This window comes from Acinetobacter sp. YH12236 (assembly GCF_013417645.1).
Lineage (GTDB): Bacteria > Pseudomonadota > Gammaproteobacteria > Pseudomonadales > Moraxellaceae > Acinetobacter.
This window is the reverse complement of record NZ_VPDM01000001.1, coordinates 160153-185861: the sequence shown is the minus strand read 5'-3', so window position 1 is coordinate 185861 and position 25709 is coordinate 160153. Positions and strand designations below refer to the sequence as shown.

Genomic DNA, 25709 nt, shown 5'->3' with positions numbered 1-25709 from the left:
AGTAAAAAGTATTTATAAAAAGGATTTGAACATGTCTAAACAGATTCCAATTTCTTTTGAGTTTTTCCCGACCAAAACCGATGCGGGTGCGGAAAAGCTCAAAACCGTACATCAAGAACTACAACTGCTGAACCCAGAATTCTTTTCTGTGACGTATGGCGCGGGTGGTTCAACACGCGAACGTACTTTATCTACGATCAATGACTTTAATGGTAAAGGTACACCCGTTGCCCCTCACCTGTCTTGTATCGGTGATGACAAGGCACGTATCGCTGAACTGCTTGATTTGTATAAGGCACAAGGAATTAACCGTATTGTCGCGCTGCGTGGTGACTTGCCATCTGGTCAGGTGGGCCTGGGTGAATTGCCTTATGCACAGGATCTGGTTCGCTTTATCCGTGAACATTCAGGTGACCACTTCCATATTGAAGTTGCCGCTTATCCTGAAATGCATCCACAAGCAGACAGCTTTGATAAAGATATTCAGCACTTTGTGGATAAGGTAAATGCAGGTGCCAATGCTGCATTAACGCAATTCTTCTTTAATCCGGATGCTTATTTCTACTTTGTAGAACGTATCCAGAAAGCTGGAATTGATATTCCAGTAGCGCCAGGTATCATGCCAATTACCAATGCCAGCAACCTGATTCGCTTCGCAGATGGTACAGGTGCTGAAATTCCACGCTGGATTCGCAAGCAACTGGCAACTTATGGAGATGACACTGCAAGCATTAAAGCCTTTGGTCATGAAGTTGTGGTGAAATTCTGTGAACGCCTGATTGCTGGCGGTGCACCGAGCTTGCACTTCTATACCATGAATACCACTGATCCAACCCGTCAACTTGTTAAAGACCTCGGTCTTGCATAAGTAAAATACCTGATTTGAGAGTAAAACTTTAATGCCACGTTTTTTTATTGAAGCTGATTTAGCAGTAGATACCACTGTAGAACTGACTGAAACAGTGTTTCATCATTGGGTTAAAGTTTTACGTGCTCAAGTCGGCGAAAAAGCCACCCTGTTTAATGGACAAGGTGGTGAATATGAAGTTGAACTGGTTGAAGTTTCCAAAAAGTCGGCTGCTGTACAGGTCAATAGTTATAACCCTACGGATCGCACACCAAAATTTAAAGCCTTGCTTGGCCAGGTCATGAGTAAAGGTGACCGCATGGATTATGCGATCCAGAAAGCGGTCGAACTGGGTGTATCTGAAATTCAGCTTTTAACCTCTGAACGCTGTGAGATGCGCCTGAAATACGACCGCGACCAGAAGAAACTGGATCATTGGCAAGGTGTAGCCATTGCCGCTTGCGAACAGTGTGGAATGAATATTGTTCCTAAAATTTTAGCGCCAATGTCACTTGAAAAATGGCTGGAAACTGATCTTCCTACTACCAAACTGGTGCTAGCGCCAAATAAAGAAGAAATTGATGTTCTGGTGAATGCCACGCTGGATATTGCCTTGCTGATTGGCCCTGAAGGCGGCTTGAGTGAAGCAGAAATCCTAGCGGCGAATGCGCAAGGCTTTGTCAATTGGTGTATTGGTGAACGTGTCCTGCGTACCGAAACTGCTCCTGTCGTTGCCCTCTCAATTTTGAATTACACTATTTAAGCGGTCAAAATTGTAAAATTTAGTTATTAATTTTATTGATTTTTATTTATAAGCGCTCTACTCTTGAGTCAATAATAATGAAACACATATTGATTGATTTAAGAATCATTCAAGCTTGAATAAAAATTAAAATCTAGGATAAAAACCGTTCAGGACGAATACAAGGCACTTAATTATATGATTGATAATCAAGAGGCTTATATCAAAGAGCACTTGCATCGTGCTCAGGTTGCGAACACGCTTCGACATAGCCGATATTTTCTGTTAAGTATCATGATTATTTGCCTCTATATTTTCTGTGTTTATCACATTCAATATAGCTCATCGAATAGTTACTTTAATCTCTGGTTTATCCTGACTGAAATTACCGTCAGTATGTGCTGGCTCATCAATACCCTGTATTTTAAGCCTGAACAATATCAACTGAAAAATGCACATTACTGGTTACAGATTCAGAGTTTTGCGGTAGGTTGCTGTATCGCTTCCGGTATTTCCCTGATCTATTATTACTTGCCGCAGGCCAATATTAATTTTGATGAAATAGAAGCACTAACCCTTTCGGCTTTGCTATTAATCGTGACTCAAGCCTTCGGTCTGACTTATTTAACCCAGAAGCTCAGTTACTTTTCACTGGTATTTTTACCTTCATTAGTACCCTTTTTACTCTTTCAGTTTTTTCATATTTCTGGTGCCAATCCGGTCTTTGGTCTAGCTCTAAATTTTGCAGTTATTGTGATCCTGCTCTGTGCCAATAGTACCTATCGTATTCACACACGTACTTCCCGCCTTTATGCGGAAAATGAATTACTGGTGAGCAATGCCGAACAGCAGGTCGCCTGGACGGATGAACTGTGCAAACAGTTACAGACTGAAGTCAATAAATCAAAAGATATCGAACTGGAGCTACAGCTCAGCAATCAGTTACTGGAACAGAAAGTTCGTGAACGTACTTATGATATCGAACAGATTAATATTGATCTGAAAAACCAGCAGCAAAACCTTGAGCTGACCCATGAAATCGCCGGCATCCGTCCATGGGACTGGAATATCAAAGACCGCAGTATTTTGCTGACCAATCATAAAGATGAGAAGGTACAACGGAAATCCAGTGAGCATCATTTGCAGTTACAACATATGATTCATCCCGATGATCTGGCTGCATTCAAAAGCAATATGAAACAGCATCTGCGTGGGAAAACTGAGCGCTATGAAGTAACTTACCGGATTCAGCAAGCGCCGGGAGTCTGGAGTTGGGTACATGATGTAGGTCGGGTGATCAGTCGCGATCCCGAAACTCACCGTCCTTTACGCATGGTGGGAATTTTGCGTGATATTCAACAGGAACGTAGTTCTCAAGAACGCCTGAAACTGGCAGCCAGTGTAATTGAGCAAGCAGCTGAAGGGATCTTCATCCTAAATGATGAATTACGTTATATCGAAGTGAACCCTTATTTCGAAAATTTGTCCGGTTTTGAACGTAATGACATCTTGGGTAAATATCTATTTGATATTACTGCGAGTCATAAGTCACAGCAGCGCAGCATTCATTCCAATATCATCAAACAAGTTGTGAAAATCGGTTCTTTTGATGGCGAACTGAGTGAGAAATTCCTGTCTGGCAAAGAGATGCCACTCTGGTTACATATCAATGCAATTACCGATGATGAAGGCCGTATCACTCACTATATCGGCATTGTCTCTGATCTGACTGAGCGTAAATTACAGGAACAGCGCCTGTCTTATCTGGAAAATTACGACACACTGACTGATTTACCGAACCGTTTTTACTATAACTACCAGCTGCATCAATATCTGATGACGCAAAAAGATTCCATCAAGAAAATGGCGGTGATCCGACTCAATATCGATCGTTTCCGTCCATTGAATGAATATCTGTCTAATAATGGCGGTGATGAGCTGTTGCGTCAGGTGGCACAACGCTTACGTCTGACCAATGCTGAAGCTCTATTTGTTGCTCATCTAAATGGCGATGACTTTGCGATTTTGTATGAAATCTCGCATATTCGCCCTTCTGTACAGGAACATTGTCAACGTATTGCTGAAGCTTTCCAGGCTCCTTTCCATATTTTCGGCCAAGATTATGTGATTACCCTGTCGATGGGTGTAGCCTTCTATCCAGATCATGGTCGTCAGTTAGACTATTTAAATAACTGTGCAGAACAGGCGCTGAGTGAAGCCAAAAATCTAGGCGGGAATACTATCCATTTTTACTCTAATGAAAATACAGCTTTGCTAGAGCAAGGAATTTTCATTGAACGTGATCTGCGTAAAGCCATCCAGAATGGTGAACTCGTAGTCTATTATCAGCCGAAAATTAATTTTAATGACCAGCACATTTATGGCTTTGAAGCTTTAGTGCGCTGGAAACATCCAGAAAAAGGCATCATCCCACCGGGCCTGTTTATTCCTTTAGCCGAACAGACCAGCCTGATTTCCGAGATTGGCCGTCTGGTGATTCAGCAAACTGCCAGACAGATTCGTGAATGGAATGATCTTGGCTTTCATAATATCTGTGTCTCTGTGAATATCGTGGCGCAGCAACTGCGTCGTGGTCAGTTACTCGATGATCTGGATCAGGCCATTAGCGAAAACCAGATTTCTGGCACTAGTCTGGAACTAGAAATTACTGAATCTTCACTGATTGAAAACTCTGAATCTGTCAAAAATCTGCTGAACCAGATCAAGCAGCGCCAGATTAATATCTCGCTGGATGATTTTGGAACCGGTTATTCTTCTTTATCCTATCTTGCCGATTTTCCTATTGATATTCTCAAAATTGACCGCAGTTTTGTCTCTAAAATTGGCGAACATAAACAGGAAGCAATTGTCAGCGCCATGGTCGCGATGGGCAAAGCCATGGGCATGACTGTCGTCGCTGAAGGTATTGAAACTGAAGAACAGCTGCAATATCTACGTGATTTAGATTGTGATATTGCCCAAGGCTACTTCTTCTCCAAGCCATTGCCTGAACTGGAAGCAACTGCGTATTTAGAACAGAATCGCGTCGCTGAAACTTATATATATCAAGTCTAAGTCTATATCTACCTCGAATAATATTGTCGCAAAAATGGTCGACTTTGACTGGGCTAAGTGCTTAACAAATGTTATATTCAGAGCCATAAATGCAATTTTTTACCCGCTTTCTGGGTAATCTTTACAACGATAGAGATACAGATGGACGAACAATCTTTAAAGCAGCAGGCTCTTTACTATCACGAATTCCCTACTCCAGGAAAAATCAGCGTTACACCAAGCAAACAATTGGTCAACCAACGTGACTTAGCCCTTGCTTACTCGCCTGGCGTTGCCGCACCATGTCTTGAGATTGAACGTGATCCTTCAACAGCTGCCCTATATACCGCACGCGGTAACCTGGTTGCAGTGGTCAGTAACGGTACAGCAGTTCTTGGTTTGGGTAATATTGGCCCATTGGCGTCTAAACCGGTCATGGAAGGTAAAGGCGTACTGTTCAAAAAATTTGCGGGTGTTGATGTATTCGATATCGAAATTGCTGAAAATGATCCAGACAAGATTGTTGATATTGTCGCTTCTCTAGAGCCCACTTTTGGCGGGATCAACCTGGAAGACATTAAGGCTCCAGAATGTTTCTATATTGAACAGAAACTTCGTGAACGCATGAAAATCCCTGTGTTCCACGATGACCAGCATGGTACTTCAATCATTGTAGGTTCTGCTCTTCTGAATGCTTTGCAATTAAACGGCAAAAAAATTGATGAAATCAAGATCATTGCTTCAGGTGCCGGCGCTGCTGCCCTGTCTTGCTTGAACTTGCTTTGTGCCCTTGGCGCGAAAAAAGAAAATATCATCGTTGCTGACTCACGTGGTCTATTAACAACTAAACGTGAAGGTCTGGACGAATCTAAAAAAGCATATGTACAAGACATTGATGCCTCTCAGATCGGTGACGTGATTGCAGGTGCAGACATGTTCCTGGGTCTTTCTGCAGCCGGTATTCTCACCAAAGAAATGGTGAAACTGATGGCCAAAGATCCAATTATCTTTGCCTTGGCGAACCCGGATCCAGAAATTCTGCCTGAACATGCACACGAAATTCGTGATGACGTCATCATGGCGACTGGCCGTTCTGACTATCCGAACCAAGTGAACAATGCACTGTGCTTCCCTTATATCTTCCGTGGTGCATTAGACGTTGGTGCCACCACCATTAATGAAGAGATGAAAATTGCCTGCGTACACGCGATTGCACGTATGGCACACATAGAAGCAGATGCTGCATCTTATGGAGAAAAATCAGCTTCTTTCGGCCGTGATTACCTGATTCCTGGTCCACTGGATCAACGCCTAATTCTGGAAATTGCGCCTGCAGTTGCACAAGCTGCAATGGATTCTGGCGTGGCGACTCGTCCGATTCAGGATTTCTCGGCATATCGTCAACGTCTGTCTGAGTTTGTTTACAACTCAGCCTTCATGATGAAACCAATCTTTGCACAAGCTAAAACAGATCCTAAACGTATCGCTTATGCAGAAGGTGAAGACCTGCGTGTACTGCGTGCTGCGCAAATTGCAGTGGATGAAGGCTTGGCAAAACCGATTCTGGTGGGTCGTCCAGCAGTCATCGAAGCCAATATCAAGAAATTAGGCTTACGTCTTGAAGATGGTGTGAATATCACTATCGTGGATCAGGAAAAGAACCCAGATTACGAAAAATTTGCAGACGACTATTACAACCTGATGCAACGCAAAGGTGTAACGCCTGAATATGCACACCGTGAAGCGCGTCGCCGCTCTACCCTGATCGCTGCGATGCTGGTTCGTCATGGCATGGCGGACGGTATGTTATGTGGTACTTACTCAAGCTATGACATCCATCTGGACTTTGTCAGCAATGTCATCGGCAAACAGGATGGCCATAATACCTTCTTCACCTTAAACGCATTAATGCTTGAAGAGCGCAACCTGTTTATCGCGGATACCTACATCAACCGTAATCCAACGGCTGAACAGCTTGCTGAGATGACGATTCTGGCTGCTGAAGAAGTACGTCGTTTCGGTATTACTCCACGTGTTGCCCTACTTTCTCACTCTAGCTTCGGTTCAGACCAGCACGATGCCAGCGCACAAAAAATGCGCCGTGTATATGAAATCCTTTCTGAAACTGCACCTGAGCTTGAAGTTGAAGGTGAAATGCATGGTGATGCAGCACTGGACGAAAATATCCGTCAGTTTGCATTCCCGAACTCTCGTTTCAAAGGTTCTGCAAACTTGCTGATCATGCCAAATCTGGATGCAGCCAATATTTCGTTTAACCTGTTAAAAGCAACTTCAGGTAATAACGTGACCATTGGTCCTATCCTGCTTGGTGCTGCGAAACCTGTTCATATCCTGACACCAACTGCAACGACTCGTCGCGTAGTGAATATGACTGCGTTAACTGTCGCTGAAATTCAGGAAGCAGAAAAAAACGCGCTTTAAGGAATGTACGCATCAGCGTAACTTCTTGACTTGAGAAAACCTCTATTCTGTAGCATGATGCTTGTAAGAATAGAGGTTTTTTCATGCAAGTTTATTTAGTAGGCGGTGCAGTTCGGGATCATTTACTTGGACACCCCTATCACGAAAAAGATTATGTGGTTGTCGGCGCGACGCCGGAACAATTGCTTGCTAAAGGTTTTCAACCTGTTGGCAAGGACTTCCCTGTTTTTCTTCATCCTGAAACCAAAGACGAATATGCTCTGGCACGTACCGAACGCAAGTCTGGCTATGGTTATCATGGTTTCGAATTTTATACCGATATCAATGTCACCTTGGAAGAGGATCTGATCCGCCGTGACCTGACCATCAACGCCATGGCCATGGATTATTCAGGTAAGATTTATGATCCTTATGGCGGTCAAAAAGATCTGGCTGATCGTGTACTGCGTCATGTATCAGAAGCTTTTGTCGAAGATCCTTTACGTGTTTTAAGGATTGCCCGCTTTGCTGCGCGTTATCAACATCAGGGTTTTAGCATTGCAGAAGAAACGTTGGTGCTGATGAAGCAGCTGGCGGAATCGGGCGAGCTTAATGCATTGACACCTGAGCGGGTCTGGAAAGAAACCACACGCGCACTGATGGAACAGGATGCAGATGTGTATTTTGAAGTATTACGTAGTTGTGGTGCTTTAAAAGTGCTGTTCCCGGAACTGGATGCCTTATATGGCATTCCGCAACGTCCTGAATATCATCCGGAAATTGACTGTGGTATTCATACCATGATGTCTTTACAGCAAGCCTGCCGCCAAAATTATACTCTGGATGTTCGTTTTGCAGTTCTGGTTCATGACCTGGGTAAGGCATTAACCCCTGTTGAAGAATTGCCACGCCATATCATGCATGAAGAACGTGGGATCAAACCGGTAAATGAGCTGTGTGAACGTTTAAGAGTTCCGACTCATACCAAACAGCTGGCATTGGCGGTCTGTAAAGAACACTTAAAATGCCATCAGGCTTTTAACTTAAAACCTGGCACTTTATGGCGTTTATTACAGCGTCTGGATGTATTGCGTCGTCCTGAACGTGTTGAAGCGTTTGTACAGGCCTGTGAATGTGACTCTCGCGGTCGCTTGGGTCTGGAAAATCGTGCTTATCCTCAGGCTCAATATGTGCTGGATGCCATGCAGGTTGTACGTAGCATCAAAGCACAAGATTTACCACCGGAAATTCAAGGTCCGGATATTGGTGAAATGCTGATTGAACGACGGATTGCGGCTTTGGCAGAACTGAAAGAACAGCATAGTGCCATACTTTAAACATCAGGCTCCTTCAAGGGGCCTTTTTATTTAATATCTGAAATCTCATTCATCTCGATTTTCTATATAGATAGCAATAATTCTTTGAAGCTACTGTGCACTTGCAACACTTAAGCAAAGTAAATATTGATTATGATTGATATTATTTTTAGCTAAGAATATGTCTAATGACTTATCTCATCCGTCAACTGGATCTTGAAAAAGACCTGTATGACGTTCATCAACTCACGATTCAGCTTGGCTATCCCTCTACGCTGAAAAATATCAAACAGCGTTGGGAACGGATTCATCAAGACAGTCATTATCAGACACTAGTTATAGAACAGGATTCACATGTGATCGGCTATGCCGGTTTTATTCAGGAATACACCTGGGAATTTGACGGTGGATATTTAAGGATTCAGGTTTTTGTAATTGATCAGGCCTATCGTGGAAAAGGTATAGGCAAGCAATTAATGGCTGCTATTGAACAGATTGCAAAAGAGCAAGTCTTCAAGATGATTCAGCTCAACAGCGGAAATCGCGAAGAACGCTATCCTGCGCATGCCTTTTATCAAGGACTGGGATTTGACAGTTACAGTATTGGATTTCGCAAGCATCTGGAATGATCAGCCAGTCATAACCAGCTGATCAATCGTGGGTTTAATTTATGAAATTTCAGCAGGGAAAGTAATCACTTTTTCCAATTTCATCTGATTGGTTGCAATCATCAGCAAGCGATCAAGACCTAGGGCAATACCTGAACATTCCGGCATTTGTGGCAATGCCGCCAGCAAATACTCATCAATCGGCATGACATGCAAGCCAAGCACTGCCCGTTCTGCATTATCTGCTTCAAAGCGGGAACGCAAAACTTCAGCATCAATCAGCTCATCATAAGCATTGGCCAGTTCCAGCCCTTCGATATACAACTCGAAACGGGCCGCAACCAGTTCCCCATCTTCATCGATTCTGGTTTTAGCCAATGATGCCAGTTCCGGTGGAAAATCTGTCAGAAATACAGCCGTATCGAAACCCAGGCTTGGCTCGACCATATGCGAGAATAAAAGGTCGATATACCCTAAACGGTCATCCCCCAAGTCCAGATTGAGACCTACCCTGCGACAGCAATCTTTGAGTTGCTGCAAAGTGGCCTGTAAAGGATTGAGATCCAGGCGATCCATAAAGGCATGTTTATAGCTGAGCACAGTGGGGCGGATTTCTCCAAAACGTGCCTTAAGCGTCACATTTAACAGATCTGTCACTTCAAACATCAGATCTTTCAGACTAAAGGCCGGACGATACCATTCCAGCATGCTGAATTCACTATTGTGCTTGCGGCCGTGTTCATCATCCCGAAACACCTTACAGATCTGGTAAATCGGTCCACTACCACTCGCCAATAAACGTTTCATGGCAAATTCAGGTGAGGTCTGTAGATAATGTGTGCCGAGCTTACCCATGACATGACGCTGGGCCTGAATCGAAGCCAGGTGCACATCGGTCACACCAGCCTGAGATAAAATCGGTGTTTCTACTTCCAGCACGTCACGTTCAGCAAAAAACTGACGGAGCTGGGCATACATGTTGGCACGTGCTTTAATGGCTTTTAAGTCGCAGGTCGGTTGATAAGATACAATCTGACTCATGCCTTTGGCCCTCCATGAGCGGCCCATTCACGGCGTAAAGGATAAGTCTTGCGTAAATGATCAAATGCTTTCTGATCGACTTTGCCATCTTTTAAACAGGCACGCAGATTGGCATCATCACGGGCGATATCATAGATCTGGGTTAAATGCTGCTGTAGCGCCAGTTTTAAATCCTGATTCTGGAAAAACTGTTCACAGACAGGCAACTGGCTTTCAAACTGCTTATTAATCTCAAAGCCGAAAGTCTGGCAAAATGCGTCGTAAATCATTTGAGTACCGCGTGCCTTACCTTCCAGACTATAACCTGCAATATGCGGCGTCACCAAAGTAATCAGATTCAGCAACTGTTCAGAAATTTCCGGTTCATGCTCAAACACATCCAGTACAACCTGACGTTGAGTTGCCTGAATATCAGCAATTAGTGCTGCTTCTTCAATGACTGGCCCACGCGCTGAATTAATTAAAATGGCTTCAGGCTTCATTTGTCCAAGAGCATTAGCATTAATTAAATGATAAGTTGGATGCTGACCTGTTTTGGTTAAAGGTACATGAATGGAAATGGCATCTGCAGTTTTTAGCAGTTCTTCAAATTCAACCTGATGAACCTGATCGCGCTGTACAAAGGGATCATAGGCAATCACATTCCAGCCTAGCAATTTGGCCATTGTTGCTAAACGCGAACCGACATTTCCTAGACCGACAATACCCAAGGTGAAATCTTTATTTGCATTGATCAATTGGGGTTGTAAATATAATAGAGCCGTAATCACATATTCAGCTACCGCCTGCGCATTACAACCGGGTGCATTGCTCCAGCGGATGTTCTGTTGTTCTAGTGCAGCAATGTCCAGATGATCTGTACCAATGGTGGCACTGCCGACGAATTTAATCTGACTGTCCTGTACGAGTGCTGCATTGACTTTGGTCACGGAACGGACCAATAAAGCCTCGGCATCTTTTACATCTTCCGAAGTGAGAGTTCTTCCTGCACGATGCTGAATATCGCCAAATTCTGCAAAGAAATAATCGGTAAATGCCAGATTTTCATCTGCGACAATTTTCATAATCTGTTCCAACGCCTGAATCTGTCTATCATACCGCGTCAACCGGGATGTGACTATTTTCACTCAAGCTTTAGATGAATTCTTGCAAACATAGAGATATAAAAAATGCCGAAGTCAAACATCACTTCGGCAAAGGAGTGTAATTGGAGTAAGAAAATGACGCAGGGTTAGGCGATTGAAAGCCATACCCTGCACGAAAAAGTTTCCTTTTTTAATTGGAGAATGCAGCAATACCTGTTTGCGCACGACCTAGAATCAAGGCGTGTACATCATGTGTACCTTCATAAGTGTTGACCACTTCCAGATTCACCAGATGACGAGCTACACCAAATTCATCAGAGATCCCGTTACCACCCATCATGTCACGCGCTAAACGGGCAATGTCTAAAGCTTTACCACAGTTATTACGCTTGATCAGTGAAGTGCCTTCTACTGAAGCAATGCCTTCGTCTTTCATACGGCCAAAACGTAAAGCCACTTGTAGACCTAATGCAATTTCAGTTTGCATGTCTGCCAGTTTTTTCTGGATCAGCTGATTCGCAGCCAATGGACGGCCGAACTGTTTACGGTCCATGGTGTATTGATGCGCTGTATGCCAGCAGAATTCAGCTGCACCCATCGCACCCCAGGCGATACCATAACGAGCACTGTTCAGACAGGTAAATGGACCTTTCAAACCACGGATTTCCGGGAATGCATTTTCTTCTGGTACAAAAACATTGTCCATCACGATTTCACCGGTGATCGAAGCACGTAGGCCAACCTTACCGTGAATCGCTGGTGCAGAAAGCCCTTCCCAGCCTTTTTCTAAAATAAAGCCGCGAATATCACCGACATTGCCTTCAGGAGACACTTCTTTCGCCCAAACCACAAAGACATCCGCAATCGGACTGTTGGTAATCCACATTTTTGCGCCAGTCAGACGGTAACCACCATCGACTTTTTTGGCACGAGTAATCATGCTGCCCGGATCAGAACCATGATCTGGTTCAGTCAGACCGAAACAACCGATATATTCACCGCTCGCCAGTTTTGGCAAATATTTCTGTTTCTGTTCTTCAGAACCAAATTCATTGATGGGCACCATCACCAGAGAACTTTGCACGCTGGCCATAGAACGGTAACCCGAATCTACACGTTCTACTTCACGAGCAATCAGACCATAGCTGACATAGTTTAAACCTGCACCGCCGTATTGTTCTGGAATGGTTGGACCCAACAGACCGAGTTCACCCATTTCACGGAAAATGGTTGGATCAGTTTTTTCATGGCGGAACTGTTCTAGTACACGTGGCATCAGCTTATCCTGACAGTACGCATGCGCGCTGTCACGGATCATGCGTTCTTCTTCAGTCAGTTGCTGTTCCAGTAAAAATGGATCCTGCCAGTTAAAATAGACTTTGCTGGTTTTTTTCGTATCGACCATTTGATTCATAATATTCCCTGCCAATCCTTCATCTATTAGATGATGTTGTTTTATCCTTCAGATTGACTCTAGGCATGAATCATGACTTGTTCAAACAATAAATTTGCATGTAGCTATGCACTTTATGCATACCTTATATAAGTTGCTATTTCTAGAAATTATTTTCATAGCTAATTTGCCTATTTTTTATACCAAAGTCGTATAGTAGTATTAGATTGATATACCATTTATTGATATCTGACCATTTTAAGTTCAAGGAGGAACAGGTGCGTAGAAAAATACCTTCCCTGCAAGCGCTGATCTGTTTCGAAACTGCTGCACGTCATGCCAGTTATACCTATGCTGCACAGGAACTGTTTTTAACCCAAAGTGCAGTTTCACGCCAGATCCAGCAACTGGAGGAGTATTTAGGCACGGCTTTATTTACCCGTACGCGGCATGGTGTAGAACTCAATCATGCTGGACAGCAATATTTAAAAAGTATCACTCCGCATCTCAAAGGACTGGAACAGTCAACACTGGATGTCATTACGCATCAAGGGCGCGGCGGTACTTTAAAACTGGGCGTAGTGCCTACGTTTGCGACTCGCTGGCTATTACCTAAACTCCAGAGCTTTAATCGGCTGTATCCTGAAATTACGATACATCTGGAAACCAGCACCCGCCCTTTTCTGTTTCAGGAACAGATTTTCGATGCTGCTATTTATGCAGGAACACCTCAACAGGTCGAACAATGGCCTGGTACGCATAGCCATTTTCTAATGCATGAAGATGTAGTTGCTGTCTGTGCACCTGACCTGATTCAACAGTATTTTCCCGATGCACAAAAGATTAATGACTACAGCTATGACTTAAGTGCTGAACAACTGGTTCAACTCCCTTTATTACAGCAAACCACCCGGCCGAATATCTGGGAAGACTGGTTCAAGCTACATCAGATCCAACATCCAAATCCTTTGCAGGGGCAACGACATGAACTGTTTTCTATGCTCGCTGTAGTGGCTAGCCATGGCATGGGAATGGCCTTGATCCCGCAAATGCTAATTGAAAAAGAATTAAAGCGACAGGAATTGGTGCTGGTATCCAGTAAGACCTTAGAAAAGAAACGAGGCTATTATCTGGTCCATTCCAGTCAGGAAAGCTCACCGCTGATTGAAAAATTTGTTGCATGGATACAACAGGAAATTCAGGGCAGCCTTCCATCTGAGTCTGACCTATAAACCCCAATGATCAGACAATAAAAAACCCCAATCAATGATCGGGGTTTTTCGTATCTGGCGGAAGCGGTGAGATTCGAACTCACGGAGGGGTATAAGCCCTCGTCGGTTTTCAAGACCGGTGCATTAAACCGCTCTGCCACGCTTCCATGGCCGCCATCATATAAATATTTCTGTTTTTTGGCAATAAATTTTCGCAAAACTTCTGTAAAAATCAGTTCATTCAGTTAAAAATCAGACGAAAATTTTAGAGTAGATAAAATTTTATACATAAGATTTAGGGGCTGATATTTTTATTTTCAGAATGAATTTAGCCTTAATATTCACATCATTTTGAACAATGAAAATTTAAAATCATTTTAATGAGTTAAAAATAAAAACCCCGATCAATGATCGGGGTTTTCGTATCTGGCGGAAGCGGTGAGATTCGAACTCACGGAGGGGTATAAGCCCTCGTCGGTTTTCAAGACCGGTGCATTAAACCGCTCTGCCACGCTTCCATGGCCGCCATCATATAAATAAAAATTGCGCTTGGCAAATATTTTTCCAATTTCTCTGCATCAACTGCACAAAATAAAATCAATTTCATTAATCTTCTGAATTTTCTGGCTTTTCATAGCGAATTGAATTGATAAACCAGAGTTTCTTGCCGGATGGTGTCATCACCTCAGCTTCATCATCCACTGACTTGCCTAACAGGGCACGTGCCATGGGTGAATCAATCGAAATATGCTGCGGATGATGATCATAAATTTCATCGACGCCCACAATCCGAAGGCTCTTTTGCTCACCCTGTTCATTTTCAATTTCGACCCAGGCACCAAAATAAACTTTGCCTTCCTGTTCAGGAGAAAAATCGACAATTCGCAGCTCTTCCAAACGCTTGCCCAGATAACGAACCCGACGATCAATTTTACGTAAAAGCTGTTTGTTATACTGGTAATCTGCGTTTTCCGAACGGTCGCCGAGACTGGCTGCCCAGTTCACTTTTTTGGTAATTTCAGGACGTTCTTCATGCCAGAGATTTTTAAGTTCTGCCACCAATTTATCATGTCCACCACGGGTAATCAGGTTAGATTTCATGTATTTTAATTGCCAATTTTGAACCAGTTTTTAGACATTAAGAGCTTATTTTATTTGGAGTTTTAGGACAAGCCAGAATATGCAATTTTTTTCTTCAATAAATTTAATAACTTAAATTACATTTAAAAAATAAATTATGTACAAAATTTGACAATTCATTTTTTGATCTTTAATATGCACCCTACTTTTGGAATCGCTTATTTTTTAATCTATGTAGTTTTTCTACATATTTCCCGATCAATTTAGTCATTTTTGAATGACGTCATGACTGCCCAACCCTTATTGAATTTATCAAACTTTTAAAAGTTTCTGGCTAGTATTGGCTGTGATTTTTAGGGCATAAATTACTTGTAGCGGAGACAACATGCACAGTAGTTCAACCACTGGGTCGAGGCTTTGCCTTAGCTCTTTTATCTCTTCTCTCCCTGTAAAAGCACTGGTACTGAGTACGGCACTTATCCCCTTTCATAGTATCAATGCCACTAAAACCACATTTCAATATGATCATGTGGTCAATAGCAACAAACTCACCGTCGTCACAGTTCAAAGTCCAACGACTGTGTTTCAGGATGGACAACATCAGCATGGCTTTGGTTATGACCTGGTTCGTAACTATGCCAACAGCCTGAATGTTAAGCTGGATTTTAAAACTGTTCCGGATAATGCCACGGCCCTGAAATGGGTAGCCCAAGGCAAAGCCAATCTGGCCATGACCACCACTGATCTGGGTACGATTGAACAACAGCGTTTAACAGCTTTTTCTGCCACTTGTGGTGATGAGTCTGCACTGGCCAGTAATGGACTGAATTCCAATCTGAATCTGGTATTTAAATCAGCCAGTGATCCCTTGAGTCAAACCGCCAGTGCTTTTGTATGTCAAGGCAAACAAAGCGGTGCGATCAAGCAGCTTGCATCCTTCTACAATCAGAATGTGGTAGAAGAACATTCTTGGGATGAAATTCAACAGGACCTGAACCAGCGCCTCCCCACATACAAGGCAAGCTTCCAGAAATCTGCTCAGCAGTACGATCTGGACTGGCACCTGCTCGCCGCGATCGGTTACCAGGAATCCTATCTAAAGCCAAACTCCGTATCTCCCACCGGTGTCCGCGGTCTGATGATGCTCACAAGCTCTACCGCAAAAGCGATGGGGGTTAGTAACCGGACAGACCCAGGCGAAAGTATTGATGGGGGTGCCAAATACTATGACCAGATGCTGAGCCGTTATGAACATATCCCTTATCCGGATCGTAACTGGTTTGCTTTAGTTGCCTATAACATGGGCCCAGGTGCTGTGAATCAGCTGCAAAAACGTATTCAGGCCCAAGGCAAGAATCCGAATAACTGGGTAAACCTGTATGCTTATCTGGAACAGAATAAAGCCAGTAATGGTCGTTACCGTCAGGCCCTGCAATACGTGACCCGTATCCGTGCCTATCTGGAACACATCAAGACTACTCCACAGCTGGTGAATATTTAAGCCTGATCAATTTAAATCTAGTTATTCAGCCATAAAAAAAGCTTACCTCAGGGTAAGCTTTTTTTGTTACTACAGCTTTTTAGATCAAGACTATTAAGCTGTGGTATTTTCAAGTACTTTCTTGAACAGGTCTTTTTGTGCTTGGCTTGGCTTCGCTGTTTGCAATGCCATCAATTGAGACATATCGCCTTGCACCTTGATTTTACCTGTCATGAAGGCTTGCATTGCAGCCGCCATATCAAACTCAAGGAAAACTTTACGTAAGGTTTCACCATCCATGTTCAATGTTGTTTTCGCATTTGGAGATAAACCTTTTTTAATCGCGCCACCTTCCAAAGATAATTCTGTATTACCTGTAGTGTCTGCAACGACCAAATTAATTGCCAGATTCGCCAAAGCAGGTGGCAAATCCAAATCACCAGCTTGTGCAGTGAGCGTGTCTACAGTCGAAAACCAATCATCAGTTAAAAAAGCAGGCATGATCTTTCCTCAATTTATTTATTCATTTGTGTCGACTATCCAGACGACATCAGGTTGAAGCTATTATGCTTGTGACTTGTTATAACATGATCATTATGGCAAAGGCTAACGAATTTTGTACGCACCGTTCAATTTTTATAGTTCTTATCTTGTGTTATTTTTGATTCAGGCATCGGCCGTAGCCCATGCCTGTATCGGCTTAACTTTATATAGGTCGATTAGTCCGCTGCAAAGCCCAAATTGACCATATTGATGCGGCGGTTCTCACCTTCTACCGCCTCTTCAGTTGAACAGCTGCCTTTGAAATCGAATTCGCGCTGGCTATCCAGAATTTCAAAATCAAATAATTCGCGGTCAACTAACTGAGATGGTGAAACATTTTGCAAGGCACCAAAGATGCTGTGCAGACGTTTTGGATGTGCATTATCCCATTCACGTAACATGTCATTGATAATGGCACGTTGAAGATTTTCCTGAGAGCCACATAAATTACATGGAATAATTGGAAATTGACGCATCTGTGCATATTTGATGATGTCTTTTTCTTCCACATAGGCCAATGGACGAATCAGGATATTCTTTTTGTCAGAAGACAGCAGTTTTGGCGGCATGGCTTTCAGGCTGCCCCCATGGAACAGGTTCAGGAAGAATGTTGCCAAAATATCATCACGGTGATGACCCAGCGCCACTTTAGTCGCCCCAATTTCCTGAGCAAAACCGTACAAAGAACCACGGCGCAGACGTGAACATACTGCACAGTAAGTCTTACCTTCCGGTGTCAGTTTTTTGGTAATGCTGTAGGTATCTTTTTCCAAGATGTAATACGGAATGTTATTTTCTTCTAAATAACGCGGTAATACATCTTCCGGGAAACCGGGCTGTTTCTGGTCCAGGTTAACCGCCACCACATCAAAGTTGATTGGTGCAATGCGTTTAAACTGAAGGAGGATATCAAGCAAGGTATAACTGTCTTTACCACCAGAAATACACACCATGACCTTGTCGCCGTCTTCAATCATCTTGAAGTCGCGAATGGCATGTCCGACCTGGCGGCGAAGCTTCTTCAACAAACGGTAGTAGGCAGAGCTTGTTGGCAGTTCAGGTTTGAAATTAAATCCTTGCTCGGATTCAACTGGCGAGTACATAGACGAGAATAACCCATAAATAGAAATACCGCGCAATTTTAGCTGATTCGGTTCCGTATCGCATCAAAAGAATTTATTTTCATACAAATGCCATATTAGTTTCATTTTCATGTTTTATTTAGATTGATATATTGAACGATTTAGTTCAATTTTTAAGCGAGATGCTTATCTTTTGGACTTTTCCACAGTTGTCCACAAAAGCTGTGGATAACTTTGTGGATTGAAATGGACTTGACAACTTGTTCACCTCAAAATTTAAGGCTTTTCTTTAAATTGATCATTTTTTAATCAATTTATTTTATTATTAAAATCAATAACTTAAAGCTGTCAACCCTAAGGTTTTAAATTAAATAAAAAAAATATTTTAATGTTCAAAATATTGACAGCTGTTCCCGTTTACATACTCGTTTATAAATGCAGCGTATAAGGCTGTGCATTACGTAATTTTTTGTTAAACTCATCCATGAATTTTTCTAGCTTATTATTTATCAAATATAAACAATGAAAATAAAGACGTATTTCTTGGGGTGTCAACTGATCGGTAGCTTGCTTATGCTGGGCTGCAGTCATTTGGTGTATGCCGGCGAAACCATCTATCAGTTGCGTGATAAAAACGGCAGTACCTTATTGACCAATAAGAAGAGCCGTTATAATCATCTTCAGGTCGAAAAGAAGACTTATTATCCGGATAGCAATATTCATAGCTATAGTAACTGGGGCAGCAGCGAGTCGTCAGTTTTGCCTAGCTATAGCAAGAATAAGAACGCTTTTGATTCGATCATTCGTCAGGCCGCCCAGACTTATGGTGTGTCTGAAGGTTTAATTAAAGCAGTCATGCATACTGAATCCGGCTTTAATACCCATGCCCGCTCCCCTGTGGGTGCACAAGGTTTGATGCAGCTGATGCCGGCCACAGCACGTCGCTTTAATGTCAGCAATGCCTATGATCCTCATCAGAATATTATGGCGGGTGCTAAATATCTGGCTTGGTTATTAAAGCGTTTTAATGGCAATACCAGCCTGGCACTGGCGGGCTACAATGCCGGTGAAGGCAATGTCAGCAAATATGGTGGAATCCCGCCTTTCCGGGAGACTCAGGATTATGTACGCCGTGTGACCAGCCGTTATCAAAATCTGTATACTCATGGCCTGAGTGCAAGTACAACCACGTCTAGCACATCATCCAGTGAAGGTCGCATCATTGCCAGTTCAGCGAACTACTCCAATGATAGCAGCAGTACTTCACACATTCAGGCAGCCAAGTATCAGCGTCAGATTATTATGAATTCTGATGGCAGTTATACCGATGCACCGATGGGTTCTTATGCAACGGCGAATGCAACAGCAGCAGCTAAAATTTATTTAAGTGAATAAATAAATCAAAATCATTTGATTCTAAATAGCCTTAGCGAAAATGCAGCAAAAAATAAAGCTGTGTTTTGTGATCTAGGGCCATTTTTTTTCTTGAATTTTTAGTCATTTCACCCCATATTGATTTCAATGATTTTCATTTGCTAATCAGATTATTTTTTTATAATAAGAGGATTTCTCAATGATGCGGATTGGTTTGTTCTTGCTAACCAACCTCGCGGTACTGGTTGTAGCTGGCATTATCCTGTCACTCTTCGGTGTCGGTAGTTACCATGGCGCGGGTGGCTTGAATCTAGGCAACCTGTTGGTGATCTGTTTTGTGTTCGGTATGGTGGGATCACTGATTTCCCTGTTCATGTCTAAATGGATGGCGAAAAAAACAACCGGTACTGAACTGATTGACCCAAATGCCCCTCGTAACCAGGCAGAAGCATGGTTATTACAAGAAGTTGCGCAACTTTCTCAGCGCGCTGGCATTAAAATGCCGGAAGTGGGTATTTTCCCATCTTATCAGTCAAATGCCTTTGCAACAGGCTGGAACAAGAACGATGCGCTCGTGTCTGTGTCCACGGGTCTGCTTGAACGCATGAATAAAGACGAACTTCGTGCAGTACTGGCACACGAGATTGGTCACGTTGCCAATGGCGATATGGTGACACTGGCCTTGATCCAAGGTGTAGTCAACGCATTTGTCATGTTCTTTGCCCGTGTAGTTGGCGACTTTGTAGACCGTACGATCTTCGGTCGTGAAGAAGGTGAGGCACCGGGTATTGGCTATTTTGTGATTACCATTGTGCTGGATATCGTATTTGGTATTATGGCTTCAGCGATCGTGCTGTGGTTCTCACGCTACCGTGAGTATCGTGCTGATGAAGCAGGTGCACGTTTGGCAGGCAAACAGGCGATGATTTCAGCGTTATTACGTTTACAGGCGGAATCAGAAATGCCGGATACTATGCCGAAAGAAATGAAAGCCTTTGCAATTTCTGCTGGTCAGGAACAAGGTTTTAGTCTGGCGGCACTGTTCCAGACTCACCCAACGATTGAACAACGTGTTGCTGCTTTGCAACAACTCGATTGCCCTTAAGCAACGCATTGATTGCTTGATAGAAAAAAGCCTGCATTTGCAGGCTTTTTTATTAAGTTTAGGTTTATAAACCTTCAGGCTTTAAACCATTGAAAGAGCTGCATTGTGCCCCAGCCAATGGCCATAATTAACAGAATCAAAAAGAAAGTTCCTAAGATATCTGGTAGATGAATCCAGATCCAGGCCACCACAGGATTACGCCAGAAAGCAGATTGCTGTTGTCTGCGTTCCAAACTTTCATGCAGAAATGGATGTACCACATGATGATCGGTACGGATCTGGTATTCGTCCCGGATATGCTGATGCACAATATCCAGTGCCTTACGGCTAGGACGAATAAAAATATCAAATATTGTTCCTGCTAGAGGAATAAAGCCGACCACAGCATCCATGACGGCCATTTTCAGGACTGGCTTTAATTTTTCACTTGGCACCCCGATCTGACGGGCTTTATAAATCGCATAACTGGTCAATACAAAACCTGCGATATCTCCAGCTACCGGAATGGTACTCAAAGCAGCATCTGCCCCGACGCCCTGCTTGGTAAATGGAATCCGTACCACCGAATCCATCATATTGGCAAACTTGGCCAGATCCCGCTCCAGACGAATGACATCCTGTTGGCTCAATTTATTTTTTTGTCCGGGATCAGGCATAGGTTCTTCCAGAAATGAAGCTGATGTAATTGAGCATAAAGTATTTTTTCTATTTAAGCTGTAATTGCTAGGTATTTAAAACAATAATTGAGAGGCAATAAACAAGTAAATAATCACCCCAGTGGCATCACAAATCGACGTTACCAGCGGTGCTGATGCACTGGCTGGGTCCATTTTCAGCTTGTTGAGAATAAAGGGTAAACTCATGCCAATCAGACAGCCCATCAGCACAATACCTAACATACTTAAAGCAAGTACGATGGCGACCATCCAGTCACCTCGAATATAACCCAAGATTGATACAGCAATGGCCATCGTTCCACCCAGACATAACGCAACCAGGGATTCACGACCCAGCAGGCTAAACCAGTCCTTAAACTGCACATTGCCTGTTGCCAAGGCACGCACCATCAAGGTGGCAGATTGCGAACCAGCATTCCCGCCGCTTCCCACCAATAATGGCAAGAAAAATACCAGCACAATATGGGTGGAAATAATATCTTCAAAATGAGCAATCCCGATTCCGGAGAGCAGACTGCCAAACACCAGAATGACCAGCCAGAATACCCGTTTTTGATACAATCTGAGAATCGGTGCGGTTTTCAGACTCAGTTCATTCAAAGGCGTCACTGCACCGGATTTTAAAATATCTTCAGTACTTTCTGCCTCTGCAATATCCATGGCATCATCATAGGTAATAATCCCGACCAGCTTCTGGGTCGCGTCGACCACTGGCAAGGCAATAAAATCATAATAGGCCAAGGTACGGGCGACCTGCTCCTGATCCTCATCCACTGTGGCATAGACCACATCTGTGGTCATGACCTCATTAATGGTGGCATCCGGCCGTGCCTGAATAATTTGTCGCAAGGAAATCACACCGAGCAGATGCTGTTTCTCATCCACGATATAGATCAGATATAAAGTGTCATGATTCCCCGCAATATCACGTAGCGTTTCAATCGCCTCCATCATGCTCAGTTCGGGAGCAAACGTGACGAAGTCTGAACTCATTAATGCACCGGCTGTTTCTTCCGGATAAGCATGCAGCTCTCGCAGGGTTTGTAGCGACTGGGTAGATAATTTGCCAAGTAACTGCTGCTGTACTTCACAGGGCATCTGCTTGTATAAATCAATGAAGTCATCGGAATGCATGGCATCCATCAGACTGGCCAGTTGCTCCAGAGGAAATTGATAGGCCAGCTGGATTTGCATGGCCAGTGGTAAGTACTCCAGTACTTCTGCCTGACGTTCCAGCTGCTTGAAATGGTGACAGCGTTCTGCTGGTCCAAGCTCAGACAAAATTCTGGCCTGATCGGCAATATTTAGCTTTTGTAGAAGCTGATGAATATTATTTTCCCCTGTCAGCAGAGTCTCATGAAGTTGCTGTATTTTTTCTTGGTGCTGCATTTCCCTACCATCATTCCATGCAGGTATGAAACATACCCGCCCTAGAGTGAGTATTCCTCATTTTCCTGATTGATTTGTATAACTTTATTTGTTGCTTTGACACGAAACAGGTTTCGGATTAACACATACATAAACGGGATAAAGAATAATACCAAAATAGTTGCAAAAATGACCCCGCCCAAAACGCTGGCACCAATTTCCTGACGGCTGATCGCACTGACCCCAGAAGCAAAAATCAAAGGAATCACTCCCGCAGCAAAAGCAATAGAAGTCATGAGAATAGGCCGTAAGCGCAAACTTGCTCCTTCTAAAGCTGCAACTATTGCGGTTTTTCCTGCTTTCTCTGCCTGTGCAGCAAACTCCACAATCAGAATGGCATTTTTACAGGACAGACCAATCGTCGTCAGCAAGGCAATATGAAAAAAGATGTCATTGGCGAAACCAAAGATCCAGCAAAATAAGATACTGCCACCTACGCCCAATGGAATGGCACTGATCACGGCCACAGGAATGGTCCAACTTTCATATAAAGTGGTTAAACACAGGAAAATAAAGGCAATCGAAATCACATACAGGAAAATCGCCTGACCGCTGCTGCGCTTTTCTTCCAATGCGGCTCCGCTCCAAGCCAGATTCACACCTTCCTGGGCATCTACCAATGCTTCAACATCCTGCATGGTCTGACTGGAAAACTTGTCCTTTGGAATCCCGGCATAGACTGGAACAGCGTTATAGCCCATATAGCGGTTAATACTGTTCGGCCCGCCCTGCCAATTCAGACTGCTAAACTGGTTAAATGACAGCATTTCACCTTTTTGATTGCGTACATGCCAGAAGGCCAGATCTTCAGGTTTGGAACGGTATTCTGCTTCACCCTGCATAATCACACGTTTAATCTGCCCGCGATCAATAAAGTCATTGATGTAAGTTCCACCCCACGCTGCGGCCAAAGTACTGTTTACATTTTGCTGAGGAATGGAATGCTTTAACACGCGTTCTGCATCAAGTTTGATATTCAGCTCAGCACTTTCTTTGGGTTGGTCCAGCTGTAAAAATTCAATCGATGATTTGCCTTGGGCACGCGCTTCAATCTGGCCAAATGCCTCCTGTAAAAATTCAGCTCCTTTATAATCCAGGTCTTGCAACCAGAAATCGACTACACGACCATTACTCGACATGGAAGGCGCCATAAAGAAAATTTGGGCATTGGCATGATTGGCAAAGTGTTTCTGTGCTCGATCGACAATGGCAAAGACCGAATCTTCAGGATTTTTACGTTCAGCCCAGTCTTTTAATACCACAAAGAGCTGCCCACGATACGGGCCTACACCAACGTTGTTGCCGCTATACCAGACGCCTACACTCTGAATGCGTTCTGATTCATGTTTCATTAAATAGTCTTGTACTTCACGCCCGACTTTTTCGACTTCTGAACGCGGTGCGTTGCCCGGCATGACGATCTGCCCCATGACAAAGCCCATGTCTTCGGTGGGCATCAAGCCTTCCGGCAAATGCTTATATACCCAGCCGCAGCCCATTATGCACACACCAAACAGTGCCAACATCGTGAATTTCAATTGCATGCTTCGAGCTGAAACTTTTTGGTAACCGGCATTGAGCTGATCCATGCCATGGTTAAAGCGCTGCGCCCAGCGAGCCTGATGATATTTGCGTTTCAATAATTGTGCCGCAAATGTCGGGGTAATCACCAAGGCCACGAATAAAGACAGCAACATCGCTACCACCAAAGTGATGGAAAATTGACGATAAATCATCCCAGTGATGCTGCCAAAGAAAGCCATCGGGATAAATACTGCGGTAAGTACCAATGTAATACCGACCAGTGCCCCACTCATTTCCTGCATGGACTTTAAGGCAGCCGCCTTGGCATCCAGATATTCGTCCTGCATCAGGCGTTCAATATTTTCCACCACTACAATGGCATCATCGACTAGCAGACCAATGGCTAAAATCAGGGCAAATAAGGTAAAACTATTCAGAGTCATATCCAAGACATACAGCACTGCAAAGGTCGCCAAAACCACAATCGGAATCGTAACGGCCGGAATAATCGTGGCACGCCAGTTTTGCAGGAAGATAAACATCACCACAATGACCAGAATAATGGCTTCAACCAGAGTTTTAGCTACCTGTTCAATTGAGCTGGTAATAAATGGAGTTTTGTCCATGGTCATTTGCAACTGATAGTGCGGTGGCAAATTGGCCTGAGCGTTTTTTAATACGTCTTGAATCTGTTTGGACACGGCAATAGCATTACTCCGCGGCGCCAAAGTAATCGATAAAGCTGAAGAGAGCTGTCCGTTGGTATAGTTAATGTGGTTATAACTTTCTGCACCTAGTTCTACCCGTGCCACATCTTTTAAATACAGCAATGAACCGGAATCTGTGGTTTTAACGATGATATTTTCAAATTCTTTCACACTGCTTAAACGTGAACCGGCACTAACCTTGGCATTGAGATATTGATCCTGCATGGTTGGCAAACCACCAATTGCGCCTGAAGCCAATGGTGCGTTCTGGGTTTCAATGGCATTACGAATATCACTTGGCATCAGGTTAAACTGATGCAACTTATGCGGATTTAGCCAGATCCGCATGGCATAACCTGCCCCGTACAGATCAATTTCCCCTACACCTTCAATACGTGACAAACGCGGTTCGACATGCACCATCAAATAATCTGATAGTTCGGTAACGCTACTCTGCCCACTCTCATCATATAAACTTAATAGTGCAAACTGGTCATACCCTGATTTATAAACATTGACTCCGCCCTGCTGCGTCTCTTCAGGTAAGCGGCTCAATACACCATTCACGGCGTTTTGAACCTGTAACTGGGCTTGATCAAGATCGACTCCTGGCTCAAATTGCAGCGTAAGTTGGGCCCGTCCCACCGAACTGCTGGAGTGAAAAGTTTCCAGACCTTCAATGCCTTTTACCGCCTGTTCCAGAATCTGGGTCACCGATTGCTCAACTGTTTCAGCCGATGCACCACGATAACCTGCGGAAACGCCTAAAGCTGGCGTATCCATATTTGGCATATGTTCAATGGGAATTTTTTGAAGTGCAAATACCCCAAGGGCCATCATTAAAATTGCAATGACCGCTGCAAACTTGGGACGATAAATAAAAAAGCGCGACAACATAAATCAGAAATCCCCATCAAATGCATCTTTAGGATGCACACGCCATGAATAGATGATTTCTATAGCAATTTTCACACCATGCTTAAATTTAAGC

General features: G+C 43.5%; 19 protein-coding genes and 2 tRNA genes. 10 read left to right on the top strand and 11 right to left on the bottom strand.

Features of this window, described 5'->3' with window-relative positions:
- Positions 1-31: 31 nt before the first annotated feature.
- The 6 genes from metF (at position 32) to FTV14_RS00900 (ending at position 9009) form a co-directional block, all read left to right on the top strand.
- The gene (gene metF / locus FTV14_RS00925; protein ID WP_005236747.1) at positions 32-868 is read left to right on the top strand and encodes a methylenetetrahydrofolate reductase [NAD(P)H]; all 837 of its coding nucleotides are present in this window, start codon (positions 32-34) and stop codon (positions 866-868) included.
- A 31-nt stretch (positions 869-899) separates the two neighbouring features.
- Positions 900-1610, top strand: a complete 711-nt coding sequence (locus FTV14_RS00920; RefSeq protein ID WP_166137762.1) for a 16S rRNA (uracil(1498)-N(3))-methyltransferase — start codon at positions 900-902, stop codon at positions 1608-1610.
- 177 nt (positions 1611-1787) lie between these two features.
- Positions 1788-4664 carry a bifunctional diguanylate cyclase/phosphodiesterase gene (locus FTV14_RS00915; protein WP_180052290.1) on the top strand — a complete coding sequence of 959 codons (2877 nt, stop codon included), beginning with the start codon at positions 1788-1790 and terminating at the stop codon, positions 4662-4664.
- 141 nt (positions 4665-4805) lie between these two features.
- Positions 4806-7085 (top strand): NADP-dependent malic enzyme, encoded by a 2280-nt coding sequence (locus FTV14_RS00910; RefSeq protein ID WP_179992796.1) that lies wholly within the window; start codon positions 4806-4808, stop codon positions 7083-7085.
- An 83-nt stretch (positions 7086-7168) separates the two neighbouring features.
- Positions 7169-8401, top strand: coding sequence for a multifunctional CCA addition/repair protein (locus FTV14_RS00905; RefSeq protein ID WP_180052291.1), 1233 nt, complete (start codon positions 7169-7171; stop codon positions 8399-8401).
- Positions 8402-8568: 167 nt separating this feature from the next.
- Complete coding sequence (locus FTV14_RS00900) at positions 8569-9009, top strand: GNAT family N-acetyltransferase (RefSeq protein WP_179992798.1); 441 nt, start codon at positions 8569-8571, stop codon at positions 9007-9009.
- A gap of 39 nt (positions 9010-9048) precedes the next feature.
- Here the strand turns inward: FTV14_RS00900 and epmA are convergent, their stop codons facing one another.
- From epmA to FTV14_RS00885, 3 genes are all read right to left on the bottom strand, one after another.
- Positions 9049-10029, bottom strand: coding sequence for an EF-P lysine aminoacylase EpmA (gene epmA, locus FTV14_RS00895; protein WP_166137777.1), 981 nt, complete (start codon positions 10027-10029; stop codon positions 9049-9051).
- A complete protein-coding gene (locus tag FTV14_RS00890) occupies positions 10026-11093 on the bottom strand; it encodes a 4-phosphoerythronate dehydrogenase (protein ID WP_179992799.1) in 1068 nt (355 codons plus the stop codon). The genes epmA and FTV14_RS00890 overlap by 4 nt, the downstream gene beginning before the upstream one ends.
- Before the next feature lie 211 nt (positions 11094-11304).
- Entirely contained in the window at positions 11305-12528 is a 1224-nt protein-coding gene (locus tag FTV14_RS00885; protein WP_179992800.1) for an acyl-CoA dehydrogenase, read from the bottom strand.
- 257 nt (positions 12529-12785) lie between these two features.
- Between FTV14_RS00885 and FTV14_RS00880 the strand changes: the two genes are divergently transcribed.
- Positions 12786-13739 carry a LysR substrate-binding domain-containing protein gene (locus tag FTV14_RS00880; RefSeq protein WP_179992801.1) on the top strand — a complete coding sequence of 318 codons (954 nt, stop codon included), beginning with the start codon at positions 12786-12788 and terminating at the stop codon, positions 13737-13739.
- 55 nt (positions 13740-13794) lie between these two features.
- Here the strand turns inward: FTV14_RS00880 and FTV14_RS00875 are convergent.
- From FTV14_RS00875 to greB, 3 genes are all read right to left on the bottom strand, one after another.
- Positions 13795-13885, bottom strand: a tRNA-Ser gene (locus FTV14_RS00875).
- A 260-nt stretch (positions 13886-14145) separates the two neighbouring features.
- Positions 14146-14236 (bottom strand) — tRNA-Ser (locus tag FTV14_RS00870).
- A gap of 88 nt (positions 14237-14324) precedes the next feature.
- Positions 14325-14819: a transcription elongation factor GreB gene (gene greB / locus FTV14_RS00865; RefSeq protein WP_159123487.1), complete on the bottom strand. Its 495-nt coding sequence runs from the start codon at positions 14817-14819 to the stop codon at positions 14325-14327.
- 364 nt (positions 14820-15183) lie between these two features.
- Here greB and FTV14_RS00860 point away from each other — a divergent pair, with 364 nt between their 5' ends.
- Positions 15184-16299 carry a transglycosylase SLT domain-containing protein gene (locus FTV14_RS00860; protein ID WP_179992802.1) on the top strand — a complete coding sequence of 372 codons (1116 nt, stop codon included), beginning with the start codon at positions 15184-15186 and terminating at the stop codon, positions 16297-16299.
- A gap of 93 nt (positions 16300-16392) precedes the next feature.
- On the opposite strand, the gene FTV14_RS00855 is transcribed toward FTV14_RS00860, so the two are convergent.
- Together FTV14_RS00855 and ttcA are read right to left on the bottom strand one after the other, a co-directional pair.
- Positions 16393-16779, bottom strand: coding sequence for an SCP2 sterol-binding domain-containing protein (locus FTV14_RS00855; RefSeq protein ID WP_004784757.1), 387 nt, complete (start codon positions 16777-16779; stop codon positions 16393-16395).
- A 218-nt stretch (positions 16780-16997) separates the two neighbouring features.
- The gene (ttcA, locus tag FTV14_RS00850) at positions 16998-17924 is read right to left on the bottom strand and encodes a tRNA 2-thiocytidine(32) synthetase TtcA (protein WP_005236792.1); all 927 of its coding nucleotides are present in this window, start codon (positions 17922-17924) and stop codon (positions 16998-17000) included.
- A gap of 501 nt (positions 17925-18425) precedes the next feature.
- Between ttcA and FTV14_RS00845 the strand changes: the two genes are divergently transcribed.
- Both FTV14_RS00845 and htpX read left to right on the top strand, forming a co-directional pair.
- Complete coding sequence (locus FTV14_RS00845; protein ID WP_200228892.1) at positions 18426-19298, top strand: lytic transglycosylase domain-containing protein; 873 nt, start codon at positions 18426-18428, stop codon at positions 19296-19298.
- Positions 19299-19476: 178 nt separating this feature from the next.
- Positions 19477-20382: a protease HtpX gene (gene htpX, locus FTV14_RS00840; protein ID WP_166137792.1), complete on the top strand. Its 906-nt coding sequence runs from the start codon at positions 19477-19479 to the stop codon at positions 20380-20382.
- Between the two features lie 74 nt (positions 20383-20456).
- On the opposite strand, the gene FTV14_RS00835 is transcribed toward htpX, so the two are convergent.
- From FTV14_RS00835 to FTV14_RS00825, 3 genes are all read right to left on the bottom strand, one after another.
- Complete coding sequence (locus FTV14_RS00835) at positions 20457-21038, bottom strand: DUF4112 domain-containing protein (RefSeq protein WP_180053135.1); 582 nt, start codon at positions 21036-21038, stop codon at positions 20457-20459.
- A 75-nt stretch (positions 21039-21113) separates the two neighbouring features.
- A complete protein-coding gene (gene mgtE / locus FTV14_RS00830) occupies positions 21114-22448 on the bottom strand; it encodes a magnesium transporter (RefSeq protein WP_180052293.1) in 1335 nt (444 codons plus the stop codon).
- 41 nt (positions 22449-22489) lie between these two features.
- On the bottom strand, positions 22490-25615 hold the full coding sequence (locus FTV14_RS00825; RefSeq protein ID WP_180052294.1) for an efflux RND transporter permease subunit: 3126 nt from the start codon (positions 25613-25615) through the stop codon (positions 22490-22492).
- Between the last annotated feature and the right edge of the window lie 94 nt (positions 25616-25709).

What these genes read in the sequence shown, in the direction of transcription:
- FTV14_RS00845 (WP_200228892.1), top strand. Translation starts at nt 18,426, where the DNA reads ATGAAAATAAAGACGTATTTCTTGGGGTGTCAACTGATCGGTAGCTTG.
- FTV14_RS00855 (WP_004784757.1), bottom strand. Translation starts at nt 16,779, where the DNA reads ATGCCTGCTTTTTTAACTGATGATTGGTTTTCGACTGTAGACACGCTC.
- FTV14_RS00905 (WP_180052291.1), top strand. Translation starts at nt 7,169, where the DNA reads ATGCAAGTTTATTTAGTAGGCGGTGCAGTTCGGGATCATTTACTTGGA.
- FTV14_RS00835 (WP_180053135.1), bottom strand. Translation starts at nt 21,038, where the DNA reads ATGCCTGATCCCGGACAAAAAAATAAATTGAGCCAACAGGATGTCATT.
- greB (WP_159123487.1), bottom strand. Translation starts at nt 14,819, where the DNA reads ATGAAATCTAACCTGATTACCCGTGGTGGACATGATAAATTGGTGGCA.
- FTV14_RS00860 (WP_179992802.1), top strand. Translation starts at nt 15,184, where the DNA reads ATGCACAGTAGTTCAACCACTGGGTCGAGGCTTTGCCTTAGCTCTTTT.
- FTV14_RS00920 (WP_166137762.1), top strand. Translation starts at nt 900, where the DNA reads ATGCCACGTTTTTTTATTGAAGCTGATTTAGCAGTAGATACCACTGTA.
- FTV14_RS00910 (WP_179992796.1), top strand. Translation starts at nt 4,806, where the DNA reads ATGGACGAACAATCTTTAAAGCAGCAGGCTCTTTACTATCACGAATTC.
- FTV14_RS00900 (WP_179992798.1), top strand. Translation starts at nt 8,569, where the DNA reads ATGACTTATCTCATCCGTCAACTGGATCTTGAAAAAGACCTGTATGAC.
- metF (WP_005236747.1), top strand. Translation starts at nt 32, where the DNA reads ATGTCTAAACAGATTCCAATTTCTTTTGAGTTTTTCCCGACCAAAACC.
- FTV14_RS00890 (WP_179992799.1), bottom strand. Translation starts at nt 11,093, where the DNA reads ATGAAAATTGTCGCAGATGAAAATCTGGCATTTACCGATTATTTCTTT.
- FTV14_RS00885 (WP_179992800.1), bottom strand. Translation starts at nt 12,528, where the DNA reads ATGAATCAAATGGTCGATACGAAAAAAACCAGCAAAGTCTATTTTAAC.
- mgtE (WP_180052293.1), bottom strand. Translation starts at nt 22,448, where the DNA reads ATGCAGCACCAAGAAAAAATACAGCAACTTCATGAGACTCTGCTGACA.
- FTV14_RS00915 (WP_180052290.1), top strand. Translation starts at nt 1,788, where the DNA reads ATGATTGATAATCAAGAGGCTTATATCAAAGAGCACTTGCATCGTGCT.
- htpX (WP_166137792.1), top strand. Translation starts at nt 19,477, where the DNA reads ATGATGCGGATTGGTTTGTTCTTGCTAACCAACCTCGCGGTACTGGTT.
- epmA (WP_166137777.1), bottom strand. Translation starts at nt 10,029, where the DNA reads ATGAGTCAGATTGTATCTTATCAACCGACCTGCGACTTAAAAGCCATT.
- ttcA (WP_005236792.1), bottom strand. Translation starts at nt 17,924, where the DNA reads ATGTACTCGCCAGTTGAATCCGAGCAAGGATTTAATTTCAAACCTGAA.
- FTV14_RS00825 (WP_180052294.1), bottom strand. Translation starts at nt 25,615, where the DNA reads ATGTTGTCGCGCTTTTTTATTTATCGTCCCAAGTTTGCAGCGGTCATT.